This is a genomic window from Acetobacter oryzifermentans (assembly GCF_001628715.1).
In the GTDB taxonomy this organism is placed as follows: domain Bacteria; phylum Pseudomonadota; class Alphaproteobacteria; order Acetobacterales; family Acetobacteraceae; genus Acetobacter; species Acetobacter oryzifermentans.
Map to the genome: position 1 here is coordinate 254,661 of NZ_CP011120.1, position 15,921 is coordinate 270,581.

Genomic DNA, 15,921 nt, shown 5'->3' on the forward strand with positions numbered 1-15,921 from the left:
TGAAGTTGCCGTTTCCTGTCCAAATACCGGCAGCTCGAGCGCAGTTGATCGGAAGCGGGTGCATATTTCATGGACTGGCTGGAGTGTGGAGTCCTATCATCCATAGCATGGCAAACTTTGGAACATGGCTGCATACGCGCCGGAAGGGGCGGCTGGTTGGCAAGGATGCCGATGGCCGCAGTTATTACGAATCAACAGGCCCGGCCCGTCAGGGTGGCGGGGTGGAACGGCCCGAACGCTGGGTGATCTACTTGAAAGGGGAGGATGCCTCGGCCGTGCCGCCAGAGTGGTGGGGGTGGCTGCACCATACGCTGGACGCTCCTATTCCGGTGGAAGAGCGTAAGCCCTGGCAGCTTCCGTATCAGCCGAATATGACAGGCACGGCGCAAGCTTACAGGCCTGCGGGCAGCCTGTATTCCACCGGCCAGCACCCACCTGCGACAGGAGATTACGAGGCATGGACACCTGATGCGTGATCTGCTGCGCATTTCCTGCTAAACCGAACAGGCAATACAGGGAGTGCGATGCGGCTTATGGCTTCAGCAATGGCAGAAAAATCTCGGCGTAGTCTGACAGAACTGCTTACAGGCACAGTTGTGCTGGTGGCTATCGGCGGTATGCTGGTGGCCGCCGTGGTGGGCGAGGGCCGCAAGACAGATACAACCGGCTATCAGCTTAATGCCGATTTCACGCACATAGATGGGCTGGATATTGGCTCTGATGTGCGGTTGGCAGGTGTAACCGTTGGGCAAGTGGTAAGTGAAACAGTAGATCCGCACAGCTTCAAGGCGCATGTCACATTTACTGTGCGGCCTGATATTCACCTTTCAGATGATACAGCGGCTATTATTACCAGTGATAGCCTGCTGGGCGGCAAGTATATTGCCCTCTCCCCTGGCGGGGATGACAAAACCCTTAAACCCGGTGAAACAGTTGGGCAGACACAGGGCTCCATCAGTCTGGAGCAGTTGCTCAGCAAGTTTATTTTCTCGGTTACGGATACGCTCACACGTGCCAACAAAGCAGCACCTACCAATGGTGGTGGCGCGGGTGGGAATGATCTGCCCTGAAACAGACATAAAAATCCGTTAATTTTAGAGTGAAGCCGGGAAACAACAGCATGGAAAAGCCACGCTTCTGGCCGCAGGATGATGGAAACCCCATAACCTGCCATGAAAAGCTGTGTGTTTTGGAAGAAAACTGGCAGGAAGTGCAGGATATTATGCGCGATGTGTTTGAGGATGCCATGCTGATGGGGGTGAGTGAACAATTTATGCGGGCGCGTTTGAAGGATATGGTTGAGAGCCTTGCCTCCCCTAAAAACGGAGGGCAAGCTGCATGAAGCGCGCAACATATAAAGCCGTGGCTTGTGGGGCTATTTTGGCTGGGGCGCCTGTTTTGGCGCAGGCTGCGGGCTCTGCTTTAGCGCCTCCGGCAGTTTATGCGCCAGATACATGGCAAGGTAAAAATACGGCTGTTGTGCGTGTTCTGGACAGGTTGGATGCCCATGTAGAGGTAATTTCGGTTCCGGTAGGCACAACAGCACATTATAAAAGTCTGGACATTACACCTTCACGCTGTTTGCAGCGCCCTCCAACGCTTTCGCCCGATGCCGCAGCGTGGCTGGCCGTGCAGGATAAACACCCTAACGGAGCCGCCTTTCAGGGCTGGATGCTGGCAGCGGAGCCTGCATTAGGTGTGTTTGAAAGCCCGGTTTACGATGTGCGGATGGTGCGGTGCGAGGGCGCGGATACAGAGCCTATGTTGCCCCCACTGCCCAAACCTGTAGCCCCCGTTGCGCCCCCTGCATATGGCTCGGATACGGTGCCAGCGCCTGCGGGGGATGGGGCATCTTCCGGCCATGCGGGCAGCCCGGATATTCCCGATGCCATACCAGACAAGCAAGAAACCGGCGGCGTTTACTAACGTTAGGTAAGGAACCGTTTCGTTTTTGTGCCGGTTCCGCGCGGCAGGTCTGTAAGATCGGTGGTTGTCGAAGCAGGGGGTGTTCGGCAACGTGTCAAAACAATGGTCTAGCTGCAAGTGCCTGGCACTCTTGTTATTATAGCTGGACATCACAACAAGGATTGAGGTGCAAACGTGCTAGGTTCTCTCGGTGCGCAGGATTTCCGTTTTCATCTACCCCCGTTAAACGAAACTGCCTTTCTGCTCGATTTTGATGGTACTCTGGTGGATATTGCTCCCACGCCAGAATCTGTTGTGGTGCCAAATGGGCTTCTTGATAGCCTGCGCCGCCTGCGTGAAGCATGCGGAGATGCCTTGGCCGTTGTTTCTGGCCGCCCCATTGATCAGATAGATCATTTTCTGGGTGATGTGCCTTTTGCTGTTGCAGGTGAACACGGGGTAGCTATTCGGCATCGGCCCGGTGGCCCGATTGAACGTGCAGCATTGCCTACCCTGCCGCCTGAATGGCTGGCTCAAGCGCGGGATTTGCTGGCAACATTGCCCGGCACGCGGTTAGAGCACAAAGAAGGCGGCTTTGTTCTGCATTACCGTGCCGCACCGGAAGCAGCAGAAACGTTGCGCCAGGCAGCTAGTGAATGGGTTAAGCACTCTAAAGGCACATTCTTGCTTTTGCCGGCAAAAATGGCGTGGGAAATTCGCCCAGCCGGAATTGATAAAGGCTATGCTGTCTCTCTGTTAATGGAAAGTCCTCCCTTTACGGGCAAAAAGCCTGTGTTTGTAGGGGATGATGTAACGGATGAAGATGCTATAGCTGCTGTACGCAGAATGGGGGGCGTTGGGTTGCGTATTCCATCTGATTTTCCAACCCCTTCTATTTTTCGGGCTTGGCTGGCCTCTCTTACTGGCGGGAGCCGGTAAGGGATGGGGCGTCTTGTTATTGTTTCCAATCGCGTTCCGGCTGTGCGTGAGCGTGCCCAACCTGCTGGTGGCTTGGCTGTTGCTCTGCGTGATGCTGTACAAGGGCAGGAGTGCCTGTGGTTTGGATGGTCTGGGCAACAAATTTCAGATGATGAAGGGGAGGATCGGCGCGTAAGCATAGACACGGTAGATAACGTGACTTACGCCACTGTAGATCTGACCAAATCAGAATATAATGGGTTTTACGAAGGGTATTCCAACGGAATTCTGTGGCCGCTTTGCCATTACCGCGCAGGGCTGATGAGTTATAGTCGGCAGGATCGGCACACATATCATGCCGTGAACACCATGTTCGCGCAGAAGCTTGCCCCCCTCTTAAAATCTGATGATTTGATATGGGTGCATGATTACCATCTGTTCCCACTTGGGCTTGCGCTGCGGGAACAGGGGATAAAGTGCCGTATCGGGTTTTTCCTGCACATTCCATTTCCACCATGGAGCCTCATGCGGGCCTTGCCTGGTGCTGAAAAGCTGATGCGATCTTTACGCGCCTATGATGTGATGGGTGTGCAGACGGAAGATGACGCGCGCAATGTTAATGAAGGTTTTTCTGTTGTTGGGGTGCCAGCGCAGGCCCGTGTGTTCCCTATTGGAATAGATCCAGAAAGCTTTCAGCAGCAGGCTTCCTCCGGTTTAGATAACCCGGAAGTGCAGAAGCTTAAAAAAAGCCTGCGGGGCTTGCCGCTGATTATCGGTGTGGACCGTATGGATTATTCCAAGGGGCTACCGGAGCGTTTTCGGGCGTATGAAGTGTTCTTGCGCAAATATCCGGAATACCGCGGTAAGGTTATTTATCTTCAGATCACCCCGGTTTCTCGCGGTAGTGTGCCAGAATACAAGGTGCTGCGCGAAGAGCTGGATGGTGTGGTTGGCCATATTAACGGCACGTATGGAGATTTTGACTGGGTTCCTATCCGTTACCTTACGCACCCTGTCCCGCGTGAACTGCTGGCCCCATTTTTTCGCCTTTCTCACGCAGCGTTGGTAACACCTCTGCGGGATGGTATGAATCTGGTTGCCAAGGAATATGTGGCAGCTCAGGATGCGAAAGATCCCGGCGTGCTTATTCTCTCCCGTTTTGCTGGTGCTGCGCCAGAAATGGAAGATGCGCTTTTGGTGAACCCGCATGATGCAGATGAAGTGGCAGATGCCTTGCATAAATCACTCAGCATGTCTCTTTCTGAAAGACAACTGCGGTGGAAGCGGCTGAAGCCAGATGTCTGGCGCGTTACGGCTGGCAGTTGGGCGCGTTCCTTTATTACGGCTTTGGCAGAGGTGCGGTCTGAATGAGGGGGAGCCACGCATCTCGGCCGCTGGCGCTATTTTTGGCAGGTGCGGCGTTATTGGCGCTGGGGGTGGTGTGGTACACCCAACATGTTTTGCAAATTATGCCGTGCGAACTGTGCCTGTGGGAACGCTGGCCATGGCGTTTGCTATTAGGCACAGCCATTGTGGCCGCTGTGTTGCCCGATAAGGTAGCACGACACCTTTTGTGGTTGACGGTGCCTTTTATGGTGGCGGATATCGGCCTTTCTATTTGCCATGTAGGGGTGGAGTGGCAATGGTGGCCAAGCCCGCTGCCTGCGTGCCACGCGCCTCATATATATGGGCGCACTATGGCGGAGAGGCTGGCTTCTATGCCACTGCTGCCTTCCAAACCCTGTGATGCAGCCACGTATCTGGTGCCGGGTGTTCCTGTTTCCATGGCGGCAATGGGCGGCCTGTACGCAGCTATTGTGTTATGGGTGTTTGTGGTTTGGCGTAAAAAGCTGGAACGTGTGACGCGCCGTATTTTCCATTAAATATTATATTTTAAGTGTTAGGTTTTTATTGTTGAAGGCGTGATAACTTCGTTGCCGTATTGTAGCGGTTGAAGCACCGCGTATAAATCTTATACTGTGTGCCTGAATGCAATGTCAGGATATCTCTATGTCTTTAAGTGGCAATATTAAAACAATCGATTGGAGCGTATTTGACGCAACATGGTACGCAGCAAAATATGGAGATGTTCTGAAATTTCTAGGCCTTGAAGGTGCAGAAGTATTAGAGGAATTTTATAGGGAAAAAGGGCCAGCATTACGTCATTCACCCAACCCGTATTTTGATGAGGATTGGTATCTGCGGCGTTATCCTGCGGTTGCTGAAGCTGTGGGGAAAGGTGAATGGAGATCCGGGTTTGATCATTATTGCCAAACAGGATTTTCTTCTCACAATCCTCATTGGCTTTTTGATCGTGAATTTTATTTCAAGCAGCACCCAACTCTTCAGCCTGCAACGTTGGAAGAAGCAGGGTTTCGGAATCTCTATGATCATTACCTGAATGTGGGTGACGAACAGTTTTTAACGGGATCATGGTTTTTTAACGCAACAGCATATCTTAAAAGTGGCCATGCACGTATTGAAGGTTTGGGTGCATTTGCACAATGTGTGCGTAACCTGAGGCCTGAGCAGGGGTATGGTCAGCGTCTGTCTTGGTATTTTGATCCTGAATGGTATCTGGAAACCTATCCGCATGTCCGGAAGGAACTGGCTTCAGGGCGCTGGCTCTCTGCCTTGCACCATTATCTGTCTAATTCCACCCCAACAGATTACAACCCGAATGCCTATTTCTCTGAAGAGTTTTATGGCAGCGTGAATCATGATGTAAGCGGTGCGGTTGAAAGCGGAAACTTCCGTAATTTTTATGAACATTTTCTGCGCTATGGTGTGCATGAACTCCGCAAACCAAGCGCCAATATTGATCTTGAATCCTACTACCGTAATGCCGTTGTGCAAAAGGAAGTTACGCGTGGTGATTTTCCAGATGCGTTCGCACATTATATTGCCCACGGCGGCAGGCTAGAAGATGATATGGAAGGGCTGAAGGAAAGTGAGGCCCTTTCCAAAAAGCTCTATCATGAAATGTGCCGCATTCGGTTGCCTGTTCTTTTGAATCAGACTTTGGATTTTACATACGATGCACCAGATTTAAGCGTTATTATTGTAGCACATAATCTGTTCGCCATGACCATGAGCGCGTTGGCTTCGCTACGTGCTAATTATAATGGCCAAATGCAGGTTATTGTGGTGGATTCCGGCTCTACAGATGGTGTGCGGCATATTGAACGTTATGTGCGCGGTCTGGATGTTGTGCGTTTTCCCGGTAATGTTGGCTTTTTGCTGGGCTGCAATGCGGCATTGGAAAAAGTGCGTGGCCCATTCACACTTTATCTGAACAACGATACAGAGCTGATGCCAGAAGCCATTGGCAATGCCTTGGCTCGGTTACGGCATGAAATAAAAATAGGGGCGGTTGGTGGCAAACTTGTACGCACCAATGGCTTGTTGCAGGAAGCAGGTAGTATTGTCTGGCGCGATGGATCGGTGTGCGGCTATCTGCGTGATCAGCGCCCTGATGTTCCAGAAGCTAATTTTGTAAGATCTGTAGATTATTGCGCCGGTGCATTCTTGATGATACGCACGCCCCTGCTGCGCCAGTTGGGGGGCTTTGATATAGATTATGCTCCTGCGTATTTTGAAGAAACAGATCTGTGCTTGCGTATTCATGAAGCCGGGTTTGATGTGGTGTATGATCCCTCGGTGGTTGTAATACATTACGAGTATGGCACATCTAGTTTTATGAGTGGCGCATCCATGATAGCGCGTAATCAGGATGTGTTCCGCCGTAAGCATACGGCATATTTGCGCCAGAAAAGCCTGAACAACCCCAGAATGCTGACAACAGCACGTTTCAGCAAGCAGGGTCAGAAGCGCGTTTTATTTATTGAAGACAGATTGCCCTATCGGTTTTTGGGATCAGGCTTTACGCGTTCAAACGATATTGTGCGCAGCATGATTGCTGCTGGATGCCAAGTAACGGTGTACCCGGTATTTAGACCAACAGAATCTCAGGAAGATATCTGCATGGCTTTTCCGGATCGGGCAGAGGTGATTTGGGATCGAGAATTACCAGAACTAGAAGATTTTATTAAATCCCGCGCTGGGTATTATGATGCCATCTGGATTGCGCGCACGCATAATGCAGATCGCCTGGCTCCTGTGCTTATGGATTGTGCTGATGCCCTAACGGGTGCAATGGTGATTACGGATACCGAGGCTGTATCCGCGCCGCGTGAATATCGTAAAATGGAATTGCGCGGGCAAACACCAGAAAAAACAGTGGATGAGCTTTTGAAGCATGAATTCAGGCATTTGTTCATGTCTGAAAAAATTATTGCAGTGAACAGTAAGGATTCCAAAATACTTAATGCTCACGGTTTTTCTAATGTTTATGTTCTAGGCCATTTGCAAAACGCTTTAACGTGGTCTCCCGGATGGGAAGATCGCCGGGATATTCTTTTTCTGGGGGCCATGCATGATCAGGATTCACCAAATGTAGATTCCTTGGCGTGGTTTAGCAAAGAAGTGTTGCCATTACTGGATGGCCGTTTGCCAGAAGACGTTAAATTTACAGTCTGTGGCTATGTAAACCCGCGTGTTGATCTTACATCACTTATAAACAACCCGCGTATTGTGGTAACGGGGCGGGTAGAGGATGTAACACCTGTTTATAATAGCCACCGGGTATTTGTGGCGCCAACCCGGTATGCGGCGGGTATTCCCTACAAACTGCATGAAGCCGCAGCACATGGTATTCCTGTTGTTGCAACGGATATTTTGTGTGAACAGGTTGGATGGGTGCCTGGTGAAGATATGCTGTGCGCCAGTGTATCGGACGCGCAGGGGTTTGCGGATGCTATTGTCCGGCTGTATGAAGACAAGCGGTTGTGGGACAATGTGCATGCGCATGAACTCAAGCGTATTTCTACAGAAAACACGCAAGAGAATTATGTAAAAAAGATAAAGGATATTTTAGAAATTTCCTAAAATAATCCCAGCACGTCAGATGAGGTAAGTGGGATCTTCCATTTTCAAAATCTGACGTGCCAGACTGTGCAGCCGTGCGCTGGCTCGTACCCCTAGTGTGCTGATTTCCTGATAGGAAAACCAACGGGCCTCCAAGGCATCATCACCAGCTTGTACGGGGTTATGGGTGTGTTCTTGTTCCTCACACCTTACGGCAAGAATGATGTAGTGGAACTCTAGCTTTCCATGAGCATCATAATGCAAGCTATCAAATGCATCTATTACAGAAGTTGCTTTTGCTGGTAAGGATGTTTCTTCCAAAAGCTCGCGTTCTGCGGCATAAAAAATAGTTTCTCCCGGTTCAATCCGCCCGCCGGGAAAACCCCATAGTCCGGCATCTGGTGCTTTAGCGCGGCGGACAAGCAGAAAATTATTCTGCCTTCGCACAATAGCAAGAACACCGGAACGCGGAAGGCAGGAATGGCATGATGTTTTCATGATCAGGAAGTGTAGAAGGTCATGAATGCTGGTCAACCCTTATCTGCGTAAAAGGGGTTGGGCTGTTTTTTCTCTTTGCCCAAATGCAGAAAATGCGTGTTAAATACAGCCATAACCGTGCGGAATGTTGTGCACGGAAAATATAAATTAGCTATCAAGGAGCACATCTTATGTCGGCAGATACAATTGCCATTCCGGGTATAGCCAAACCAGCCTCCCGCATTGCGCTTGGCACGTGGGCTATTGGTGGTTCCATGTGGGGTGGCGCAGATGATGCAAACGCCAGCAAGACGATAGATGAAGCTCTGGAGCTTGGTATCAACATGATTGATACAGCACCAGTCTATGGATTTGGGCATTCTGAAGAAGTTATTGGCAAGGCTTTGGAAGGTCGGCGTGGCCGTGTTATTCTGGCTACCAAGGTGGGGCTGAACTGGCATGATGGAAAGGTTTTCCGGGATAGTCGGTCTGCACGGATTGAAGAGGAAGTTGAAAAATCTTTAAGCCGCCTGCGCACAGATTATATTGATCTGTATCAGATTCATTGGCCAGATACATGCACTCCGTTTGAAGAAACAGCCCGTGCTCTGGAAAATCTGGTGAAAAGTGGCAAGGTTCAAGCCTTGGGGCTGAGCAATTTCTCACCCGCGCAGATGGATGAATTCCGGAAGTTTGCACCTGTTTCTGCTGTGCAGCCGCCATACAACCTGTTTGAGCGCGAAATAGAGCGTGATGTGCTGCCATATGCAGAAAAAAACAATCTGGTGGTGCTGGCTTATGGCCCTCTGTGCCGTGGTTTGCTTTCGGGCCGCATGACGGCAGACCGGAAGTTTGAAGGGGATGATCTGCGTAAAACAGATCCCAAGTTCCAGCAGCCACGTTTTGGCCAGTATTTGCAGGCGGTGGAAGACCTTAAAGCCATTGCCAATAAGCATGGCAAAAGCATGCTGGCACTGGCTATTCGCTGGGTGTTGGATCGCGGCCCAACTATTGCGCTGTGGGGTGCACGTAAGCCAGAGCAGATTGCAGGTGTGGATGATGCTTTTGGCTGGAAGCTGGATGCAGAAGACATGCAGGCTATTGATGCAATTCTTGCCAAGGATATTAAAGACCCGGTAGGCCCGGAGTTTATGGCTCCGCCTTTGCGGGCTTAATCTGGCGGAACAGGGCTGGCTTATCCAGCCCTGTTCTACCCGCAAGGCTGGCGGTGGCCCATACGCATTGACTCAGATGTGGCTTTTTTCGCACTCTGTTAAGTTATGAAAGAGCCGCACCCTCCTTATCAGGCCGAGCCTGAGCAGGCGACAGTCTGTATGTTTCCGCTTCAGCAGGTATTGGGGCGGGCAGAGGCTGCGGAATATTTGGGTATTCCTGCCCGAAGGCTCAGATTTTTGGAAATGCTCGGGGGTGGGCCCAAATCTGTTTCTCAGCGCGCAGGGGCCATTCAGTTTCGTAAGGAAGATCTGGATAACTACAGCGCCCAGCAGTTTAGCCGTGCCGGGTTAGGGGCAGATGCGCTTTCTCGCTATCGGAGCATGCGTGCACTGGCTGATTATAAAGGGCTTGATCCGTTTATGGATATGGCCAGCCGGGATGAGCTTTCTCAGGCGTGTACCTATATCGGCGGGCGTGTTGGCATCGGGCTGGGGCTGGTGGTGATTGTGCTTTCTCATACTCCGCTTTCCCGCATTCTGTTTCATGTGGTGCGTTAGGGCTGTTTTGTAACGGCCTGTGTGTTTCATATCTTGCGCAAGGGGTTGCGGCAGCCCATGTTTGAGCAATGGCTTCCAAAACCTCCTCCTCTGCGGCACGTGGCAAAAAGCGCCCTTCATTAAGCGAGCGTGCGGCCAGTCTTCCCCCCGTTCTGTTCGAGCCGGAAAAACAGGCTCCTCGTCCACGCCTTAAGCGTATGGAAGTGGTGTCAGAATACGAACCGGCAGGGGATCAGCCGCAGGCTATTCGTGAACTTGTGGCCGGGGTAGAAGCTGGAGAGCGCGATCAGGTTCTGCTAGGGGTTACGGGTTCGGGTAAAACCTTTTCCATGGCCAAGATTATTGAGGCCACGCAAAAACCCACACTTATTCTTGCGCCCAACAAAACATTAGCTGCCCAGCTTTATGGAGAAATGAAGCAGTTTTTCCCCAATAATGCTGTGGAATATTTTGTAAGTTATTACGATTACTATCAGCCAGAAGCCTATGTGCCGCGTTCTGATACGTATATTGAAAAAGACAGCCAGATAAACGAACAGATTGACCGTATGCGCCATGCGGCTACGCAGGCGCTGCTGGAGCGGAACGATGTAATTATCGTGGCTTCTGTTTCCTGCATTTACGGTATTGGGTCTGTAGAAACCTATTCCCGCATGGTGGTGAAGCTGGAGCTGGGCGGAGAGATAGACCGGGATAAGCTTATAAAAAGCCTTGTTGAATTACAGTACCGTCGGAACGATGCCGCATTTGCACGCGGTACATTCCGGGTGCGTGGTGAAACAATAGACATTTTTCCCGTGCAGAATGAAGACAGGGCCTGGCGTGTTTCTCTGTTTGGCGATGAAGTTGACGGGTTGATAGAATTTGACCCGCTAACAGGTGAAAAAACGGCTGATCTGCAGGAAATTACAATTTACGCAAACAGCCACTACGTTACACCACGTCCGACGTTGAATCAGGCCATTAAGGGCATCAAGCAGGAACTGCGCGAACAGCTTGATGTGTTTACAAAGGCCGGTAAGTTGCTGGAAGCAGAACGGCTGGACCAACGCACCACTTTTGATCTGGAAATGCTGGAAACAACAGGGGTGTGTAAGGGGATCGAAAACTACTCCCGCTATCTTTCTGGTCGCAAACCGGGTGATCCACCACCAACCCTGTTTGAATATCTGCCTGAAGATGCGCTGCTGATTGTAGATGAAAGCCACGTAACAGTGCCGCAGATTGGCGGCATGGAACGCGGAGATCATGCGCGCAAATCCGTGCTGGCAGAGTTTGGTTTTCGGCTTCCTTCCTGCCTGGATAACCGGCCTTTGAATTTTGCGGAATGGGACAAGTTTCGCCCACAAAGCCTTTTTGTAAGTGCCACACCCGGCCCATGGGAAATGGAACGCACCGGTGGCGTGTTTGCTGAACAGGTTATTCGCCCAACCGGGTTGGTGGACCCCATTACAATTATTCGGCCTGTAGAACATCAGGTGGATGATCTGTTGGCAGAATGTCGTACCACTATTGCCACAGGTGGCCGTGTGTTGGTGACAACACTTACTAAACGCATGGCGGAAGACTTAACCGATTACATGAATGAAGCTGGTATTCGGGTAAGGTATCTGCATTCCGATGTAGATACACTGGAACGGATAGAAATTATCCGAGACCTGCGCATGGGAGCATTTGATGTTCTCATAGGCATTAACTTGCTGCGAGAAGGTTTGGATATTCCAGAGTGTGCGCTGGTAGCTATTCTGGATGCAGATAAGGAAGGGTTCTTGCGTTCCCGCACATCTCTTATCCAGACTATTGGCCGTGCGGCCCGAAATGTAGAGGGCCGGGTTTTGCTGTATGCAGATAAAATGACGGATTCTCTGACATACGCAGTAGAGGAAACAGCCCGCAGGCGCGAAAAACAGATGGCGTGGAATACAGAGCACGGCATTACGCCACAAAGTGTGCGCAAGCATATTAGTGATATTGTGTCTTCTGTGTTCGAACAGGATTACGTTACCATTGCGCCGGATGAAGATACGGGCGTGGCAGAGTTTGTGGGGCAGGATCTAGGGGCCGCTATTGCCGGGTTGGAAAAGCGTATGCGTTCTGCCGCAGCAGAGCTGGAGTTTGAAACTGCGGCACGGTTACGAGATGAAATTCAGCGGTTGGAAGCCTTGCAGCTTGGGCTGGAACCGCCTCCGGTAGCGGCCTCAACAGCAGGAAAAGCTCAGACAAGTGGCCGCAAACCTAAAAAAGATAAGGTGCCACGGCCACTGGGGCCGGGCGGGGGGGGATATGATCCGGCAGCTAGGCGGAAAAAGCGGAAATAACACCCATATTGCGACAGGCCTTGTTTCTGCCGCTTAACCCTTCTACCGTCCGCATAGCAAACCCTTATTTGTGCGGACATTACGGCATGACAACGTCAGATCCTTTTATCCAGCCGGATTATACAGCACTGGAACAGGCTTCTGTTGCACCTGATCCTTTCCCGCATGTGGTGGTGCCGCATTTTATCCGTTCAGAAGATCTGGGGCGTTTGTTTGCGCATCGGCCGCATATTGTGTCTGGGGGGTCTTTTCCACCAGATTCCTTGCAGCTTTCTCCCCTTATGGAACATTTGGTGGAAGAACTGGAAGGCCCACGGTTAAAGGCAATTGTGGCGGAAAAATTTCACCTCAATCTCGATCATGCACCTTCCATGCTGACCATTCGTGGGCGCACGCGAGAAAAAGATGGCCGTATCCATACGGATTCATTGGCCAAGCGTGTAACCATTTTGCTGTATCTTAATCCATCAGGGGCGGGGGAGGCATGGGAACGGCAGGAAGGGTGTTTGCGCCTTTTGCGTGGCCCGCATGATATAGAGGATTACGCCAAGGAAGTACCGCCCGTAGATGGCACTTTGCTGATTTTCCCTAACGGCCCAACAACATGGCATGGGCATAAGCAGTTTGTGGGGCAGCGCTATACTATCCAATTAAATTACATGACAGAAGATGCACGTGCCCGGTCTGAACTGCGGCGGCATAAACTTTCTGCATTGGTTAAAAAGTTGCCTTTGCCTCAGTTGGGGCAGTAACTTTTCTTTTTTGATCTGTTTCTGCATGAACAGGAAGCCTGAATGATTTTTCGCAAGCCGTCTGCTGCCCGCACACGTTTTTCACTGCTGGCTATAACGCTGGCCCTGTTAGGGGGAACTGCTCTTTCTCCCACATCGGCTCATGCTCAGGATGCCGCACCGGGTATGCCGTCCGCTCTTGTGCCTCCTAGCCTGAGCAGTGCACAGGTTGTGCGTGCAACGCTTCCTAATGGCCTTAAGGTTGTTATTGTGCCTAACCGGCTGGCCCCGGTTGTGACCACAGAAATTAATTATCTTGTTGGCTCGGCAGAAGTGCCAGATGGGTTTCCGGGTACGGCGCATGCGTTGGAACATATGATGTTCCGTGGCAGCAAAGGGCTGGATAAAGACCAGCTTGCAGCTATAGGTACGCATTTGGGCGGCAGTTACAACGCAGATACAACCGAAGATGTCACGCAGTATTTCTATACAGCACAGGCACAGGATTTACCTGTTCTGCTTAAAATTGAAGCCCTGCGCATGAATGGCTTAACCCTGTCTGAAGCGGATTGGGAAAAAGAACGTGGCGCGATTGAGCAGGAAGTTGCGCGTGATCTTTCAAGCCCCGCCTATCGGTATCTGGAACAGTTGCAGGGTATTTTGTTTGCGGGCACGCCTTACGAACACGATGCACTGGGCACGCGGCCATCCTTTGATAAAACCACGGCGGCGGATCTGAAAGATTTTTACCAAAAATGGTATGGCCCCAATAATGCCGTACTGGTGATTGTGGGGGATATTAACCCTGTTTCTACCTTGCAGCTGGTACAGGATACATTTGCCGATATCCCGCGCAAGGATCTGCCGCAGCGCCACAAGATAGCTCCGGCAGCGCCGCCAGCTAAAACACTCACACTTTCTACAGATTATCCTGTTGGGTTTGCCACGCTTGCATTCCCCATGGCGGGCAGTTCTTCAGCAGATTTTGCAACGGCTGATATTCTCTCAGATGTGCTCTCCAGCCAGCGTGGTGCTCTGTATGATCTGGTACCGCAGGGCAAGGCGTTGTACGCAGGGTTTGAATACGCTCCTAAAAAAGAAGCTGGTTTTGGTTTGGCGCTTGCGGCTTTTCCTAAAGGCACAGATGCTTCTGGCCCCATGAACGCTATGAAAGCTGTGTTGGAAAAAATCCGTAAGGAAGGCGTGCCAGCAGAACTGGTTGAAGCCGCAAAGCAGAAAGAAATTGCCCAGCTTCAGTTTTCTGCCAATTCTGTAAGTGGTCTGGCATCTATCTGGTCTAACGCATTGGCATTTCAGAACCTAGATAGCCCGGGTGATCTGGTGGCTGCTTATCAGGCTGTTACGCCAAAGGCGGTAAATGATCTGGCTGCAAAGCTGCTTGATCCAGCACATGCTGTGTCTGCCATTCTTACCCCGGAAGCATCAGGCAAGGCAGTTTCTGGTAAAGGGTTTGGAGGGGCAGAATCTTTTGCAAGCACCCCGGATAAGCCAGTAAAATTGCCGCAATGGGCCGAAAAAGCTCTGGCCCAACTGGAAGAACCTAAACCGACACCACTCCCTGCGGTTAGCACATTATCTAACGGTATCAAGCTGATTGTCTGGCCTTCTCATGTCAGCCACACCATTCAGCTTTCTGGTCAAATCCGCCAGACGCCCGAATTGCAGGAACCCAAAGGCAAGGAGGGCGTGCATAGTTTAACGGAAGCTCTGTTCTCCTATGGCACAACGCAGCATGATCGTCTGGCTTTCCAGAAAGCGCTTGATGATGTGCCAGCATGGGAAGATGCCGGGGGCAATTTCTCCTTACAAGTTCTTACGCCTGATTTTGAAAAGGGCGTGGATCTGCTTGCTGAAAATGAACTGCATCCAGCATTCCCTGAAAAAGATTTTACGGTTGTGCGCACGCAGTTGGCACAAGCTCAGGCTGGGGAACTGGTATCTCCCGGGCATTTGTTTGATAAAGCTATCAAGGCTGCCATTCTGCCGGAAACAGACCCGACACAGCGTGATGCTACGCCTGAATCTATTATGAGCATAACCCGTGATGATGTGCTGCATTATTACCAAAATGCGTGGCGCCCGGATCTGACAACTATTGTTGTAACAGGTGATATCACGCCCGAAAAAGCACAGGCGGTATTAGAAAAAGCTTTTGGTGGTTGGAAAGCCGAAGGCCCGGCACCTGATGTGAATTTGCCTACCGTGCCACTTAGCAAAACATCACGCGCAACGGTGCCTGATAAGAGCAGCGTGCAGAATGATGTTGTGTTGGCGGAAACACTGGGGCTAACGGCACAAAATCCTGATCATTTCCTGCTGCAGTTGGGCAATGAAGTGCTGGGGGGCGGTCTGTTCTCCTCGCGTCTGTATAGAGATATGCGGGTGAAAACAGGTTATGTTTATTCTGTAAGCAGTTCCTTTGATTGGGGACGTACGCGCGGGGCCTATACTGTTAATTATGGTGCAGACCCGGATAAGGTTGGTAAAGCGCGGAATGTTGTCATGAAAGACCTGAAAGCCATGCAGTCTGCACCACCTACAGCAGAAGAGCTTTCTTTAGCCAAGGCTTCACTTCTGCGGAGCTTGCCGCTTGCCAGAGCGAGTTTGGCCCGAATTGCTGCGCAGTATCTTTATTTGGAAGATCTGGGTTTGCCGCTTGATAATGCGGATCGGGGCGCAAAAGTTTATTACAAGGCAACGGGTGCAGAAGTACAGGCCGCATTCCGTAAGTGGATCAGGCCAGATGACCTTGCGGTTATTGTAAAGGGGCCTACGCTTACTTGGTAATGGATTACATGTATTCGTAAATGTTTTAAGAAAGGTTCTTTCTGTGCATTTTACGGATACATTGTAAATCGTGTTTGTTTTTCTCGTGTCTAGAAGTTAACAATA

Annotated in this window: 14 protein-coding genes; 13 read left to right on the forward strand and 1 reads right to left on the reverse strand. The window is 50.9% G+C overall.

Features of this window, described 5'->3' with window-relative positions; all coding sequences use genetic code 11:
• Nucleotides 1-107 precede the first annotated feature (107 nt).
• The 8 genes from WG31_RS01185 (at nucleotide 108) to WG31_RS01220 (ending at nucleotide 7,770) form a co-directional block, all read left to right on the forward strand.
• A complete protein-coding gene (locus WG31_RS01185; protein WP_035352793.1) occupies nucleotides 108-476 on the forward strand; it encodes an NADH:ubiquinone oxidoreductase subunit NDUFA12 in 369 nt (122 codons plus the stop codon).
• Between the two features lie 48 nt (nucleotides 477-524).
• Entirely contained in the window at nucleotides 525-1,070 is a 546-nt protein-coding gene (gene mlaD / locus WG31_RS01190; protein ID WP_006116797.1) for an outer membrane lipid asymmetry maintenance protein MlaD, read from the forward strand.
• Between the two features lie 50 nt (nucleotides 1,071-1,120).
• A complete protein-coding gene (locus WG31_RS01195; protein WP_063353370.1) occupies nucleotides 1,121-1,342 on the forward strand; it encodes a hypothetical protein in 222 nt (73 codons plus the stop codon).
• Nucleotides 1,339-1,926 carry a DUF2155 domain-containing protein gene (locus WG31_RS01200; protein ID WP_063353371.1) on the forward strand — a complete coding sequence of 196 codons (588 nt, stop codon included), beginning with the start codon at nucleotides 1,339-1,341 and terminating at the stop codon, nucleotides 1,924-1,926. Before WG31_RS01195 ends, WG31_RS01200 begins: the two co-directional genes overlap by 4 nt.
• A gap of 174 nt (nucleotides 1,927-2,100) precedes the next feature.
• Nucleotides 2,101-2,844, forward strand: coding sequence for a trehalose-phosphatase (gene otsB / locus WG31_RS01205; protein ID WP_063353372.1), 744 nt, complete (start codon nucleotides 2,101-2,103; stop codon nucleotides 2,842-2,844).
• A gap of 3 nt (nucleotides 2,845-2,847) precedes the next feature.
• Nucleotides 2,848-4,194: an alpha,alpha-trehalose-phosphate synthase (UDP-forming) gene (locus WG31_RS01210; protein WP_063353373.1), complete on the forward strand. Its 1,347-nt coding sequence runs from the start codon at nucleotides 2,848-2,850 to the stop codon at nucleotides 4,192-4,194.
• Nucleotides 4,191-4,706: a disulfide bond formation protein B gene (locus WG31_RS01215; RefSeq protein ID WP_006116802.1), complete on the forward strand. Its 516-nt coding sequence runs from the start codon at nucleotides 4,191-4,193 to the stop codon at nucleotides 4,704-4,706. Before WG31_RS01210 ends, WG31_RS01215 begins: the two co-directional genes overlap by 4 nt.
• Before the next feature lie 106 nt (nucleotides 4,707-4,812).
• Nucleotides 4,813-7,770, forward strand: coding sequence for a glycosyltransferase (locus WG31_RS01220; RefSeq protein ID WP_063353374.1), 2,958 nt, complete (start codon nucleotides 4,813-4,815; stop codon nucleotides 7,768-7,770).
• A gap of 15 nt (nucleotides 7,771-7,785) precedes the next feature.
• Here WG31_RS01220 and WG31_RS01225 read toward each other — a convergent pair whose 3' ends face one another.
• Nucleotides 7,786-8,283, reverse strand: a complete 498-nt coding sequence (locus WG31_RS01225) for an NUDIX hydrolase (RefSeq protein WP_209439357.1) — start codon at nucleotides 8,281-8,283, stop codon at nucleotides 7,786-7,788.
• A 134-nt stretch (nucleotides 8,284-8,417) separates the two neighbouring features.
• Here WG31_RS01225 and WG31_RS01230 point away from each other — a divergent pair, with 134 nt between their 5' ends.
• From WG31_RS01230 to WG31_RS01250, 5 genes are all read left to right on the forward strand, one after another.
• Nucleotides 8,418-9,401: an aldo/keto reductase gene (locus tag WG31_RS01230; protein ID WP_063353376.1), complete on the forward strand. Its 984-nt coding sequence runs from the start codon at nucleotides 8,418-8,420 to the stop codon at nucleotides 9,399-9,401.
• Nucleotides 9,402-9,506: 105 nt separating this feature from the next.
• Nucleotides 9,507-9,959: a hypothetical protein gene (locus tag WG31_RS01235; protein WP_006116806.1), complete on the forward strand. Its 453-nt coding sequence runs from the start codon at nucleotides 9,507-9,509 to the stop codon at nucleotides 9,957-9,959.
• A gap of 68 nt (nucleotides 9,960-10,027) precedes the next feature.
• The gene (uvrB, locus tag WG31_RS01240) at nucleotides 10,028-12,277 is read left to right on the forward strand and encodes an excinuclease ABC subunit UvrB (RefSeq protein ID WP_063353377.1); all 2,250 of its coding nucleotides are present in this window, start codon (nucleotides 10,028-10,030) and stop codon (nucleotides 12,275-12,277) included.
• An 86-nt stretch (nucleotides 12,278-12,363) separates the two neighbouring features.
• Nucleotides 12,364-13,029 (forward strand): 2OG-Fe(II) oxygenase family protein, encoded by a 666-nt coding sequence (locus WG31_RS01245; protein ID WP_063353378.1) that lies wholly within the window; start codon nucleotides 12,364-12,366, stop codon nucleotides 13,027-13,029.
• Nucleotides 13,030-13,071: 42 nt separating this feature from the next.
• Nucleotides 13,072-15,816, forward strand: coding sequence for a M16 family metallopeptidase (locus WG31_RS01250; protein WP_063353379.1), 2,745 nt, complete (start codon nucleotides 13,072-13,074; stop codon nucleotides 15,814-15,816).
• The last annotated feature ends 105 nt before the right edge of the window (nucleotides 15,817-15,921 follow it).

Bases quoted from the DNA above. Each gene is read 5' to 3' on its own strand.
- mlaD (WP_006116797.1), top strand. From the start codon at position 525: ATGCGGCTTATGGCTTCAGCAATGGCAGAAAAATCTCGGCGTAGTCTG.
- WG31_RS01210 (WP_063353373.1), top strand. From the start codon at position 2,848: ATGGGGCGTCTTGTTATTGTTTCCAATCGCGTTCCGGCTGTGCGTGAG.
- WG31_RS01195 (WP_063353370.1), top strand. From the start codon at position 1,121: ATGGAAAAGCCACGCTTCTGGCCGCAGGATGATGGAAACCCCATAACC.
- WG31_RS01215 (WP_006116802.1), top strand. From the start codon at position 4,191: ATGAGGGGGAGCCACGCATCTCGGCCGCTGGCGCTATTTTTGGCAGGT.
- WG31_RS01185 (WP_035352793.1), top strand. From the start codon at position 108: ATGGCAAACTTTGGAACATGGCTGCATACGCGCCGGAAGGGGCGGCTG.
- uvrB (WP_063353377.1), top strand. From the start codon at position 10,028: ATGGCTTCCAAAACCTCCTCCTCTGCGGCACGTGGCAAAAAGCGCCCT.
- WG31_RS01245 (WP_063353378.1), top strand. From the start codon at position 12,364: ATGACAACGTCAGATCCTTTTATCCAGCCGGATTATACAGCACTGGAA.
- WG31_RS01235 (WP_006116806.1), top strand. From the start codon at position 9,507: ATGAAAGAGCCGCACCCTCCTTATCAGGCCGAGCCTGAGCAGGCGACA.
- WG31_RS01220 (WP_063353374.1), top strand. From the start codon at position 4,813: ATGCAATGTCAGGATATCTCTATGTCTTTAAGTGGCAATATTAAAACA.
- WG31_RS01250 (WP_063353379.1), top strand. From the start codon at position 13,072: ATGATTTTTCGCAAGCCGTCTGCTGCCCGCACACGTTTTTCACTGCTG.
- WG31_RS01200 (WP_063353371.1), top strand. From the start codon at position 1,339: ATGAAGCGCGCAACATATAAAGCCGTGGCTTGTGGGGCTATTTTGGCT.
- WG31_RS01230 (WP_063353376.1), top strand. From the start codon at position 8,418: ATGTCGGCAGATACAATTGCCATTCCGGGTATAGCCAAACCAGCCTCC.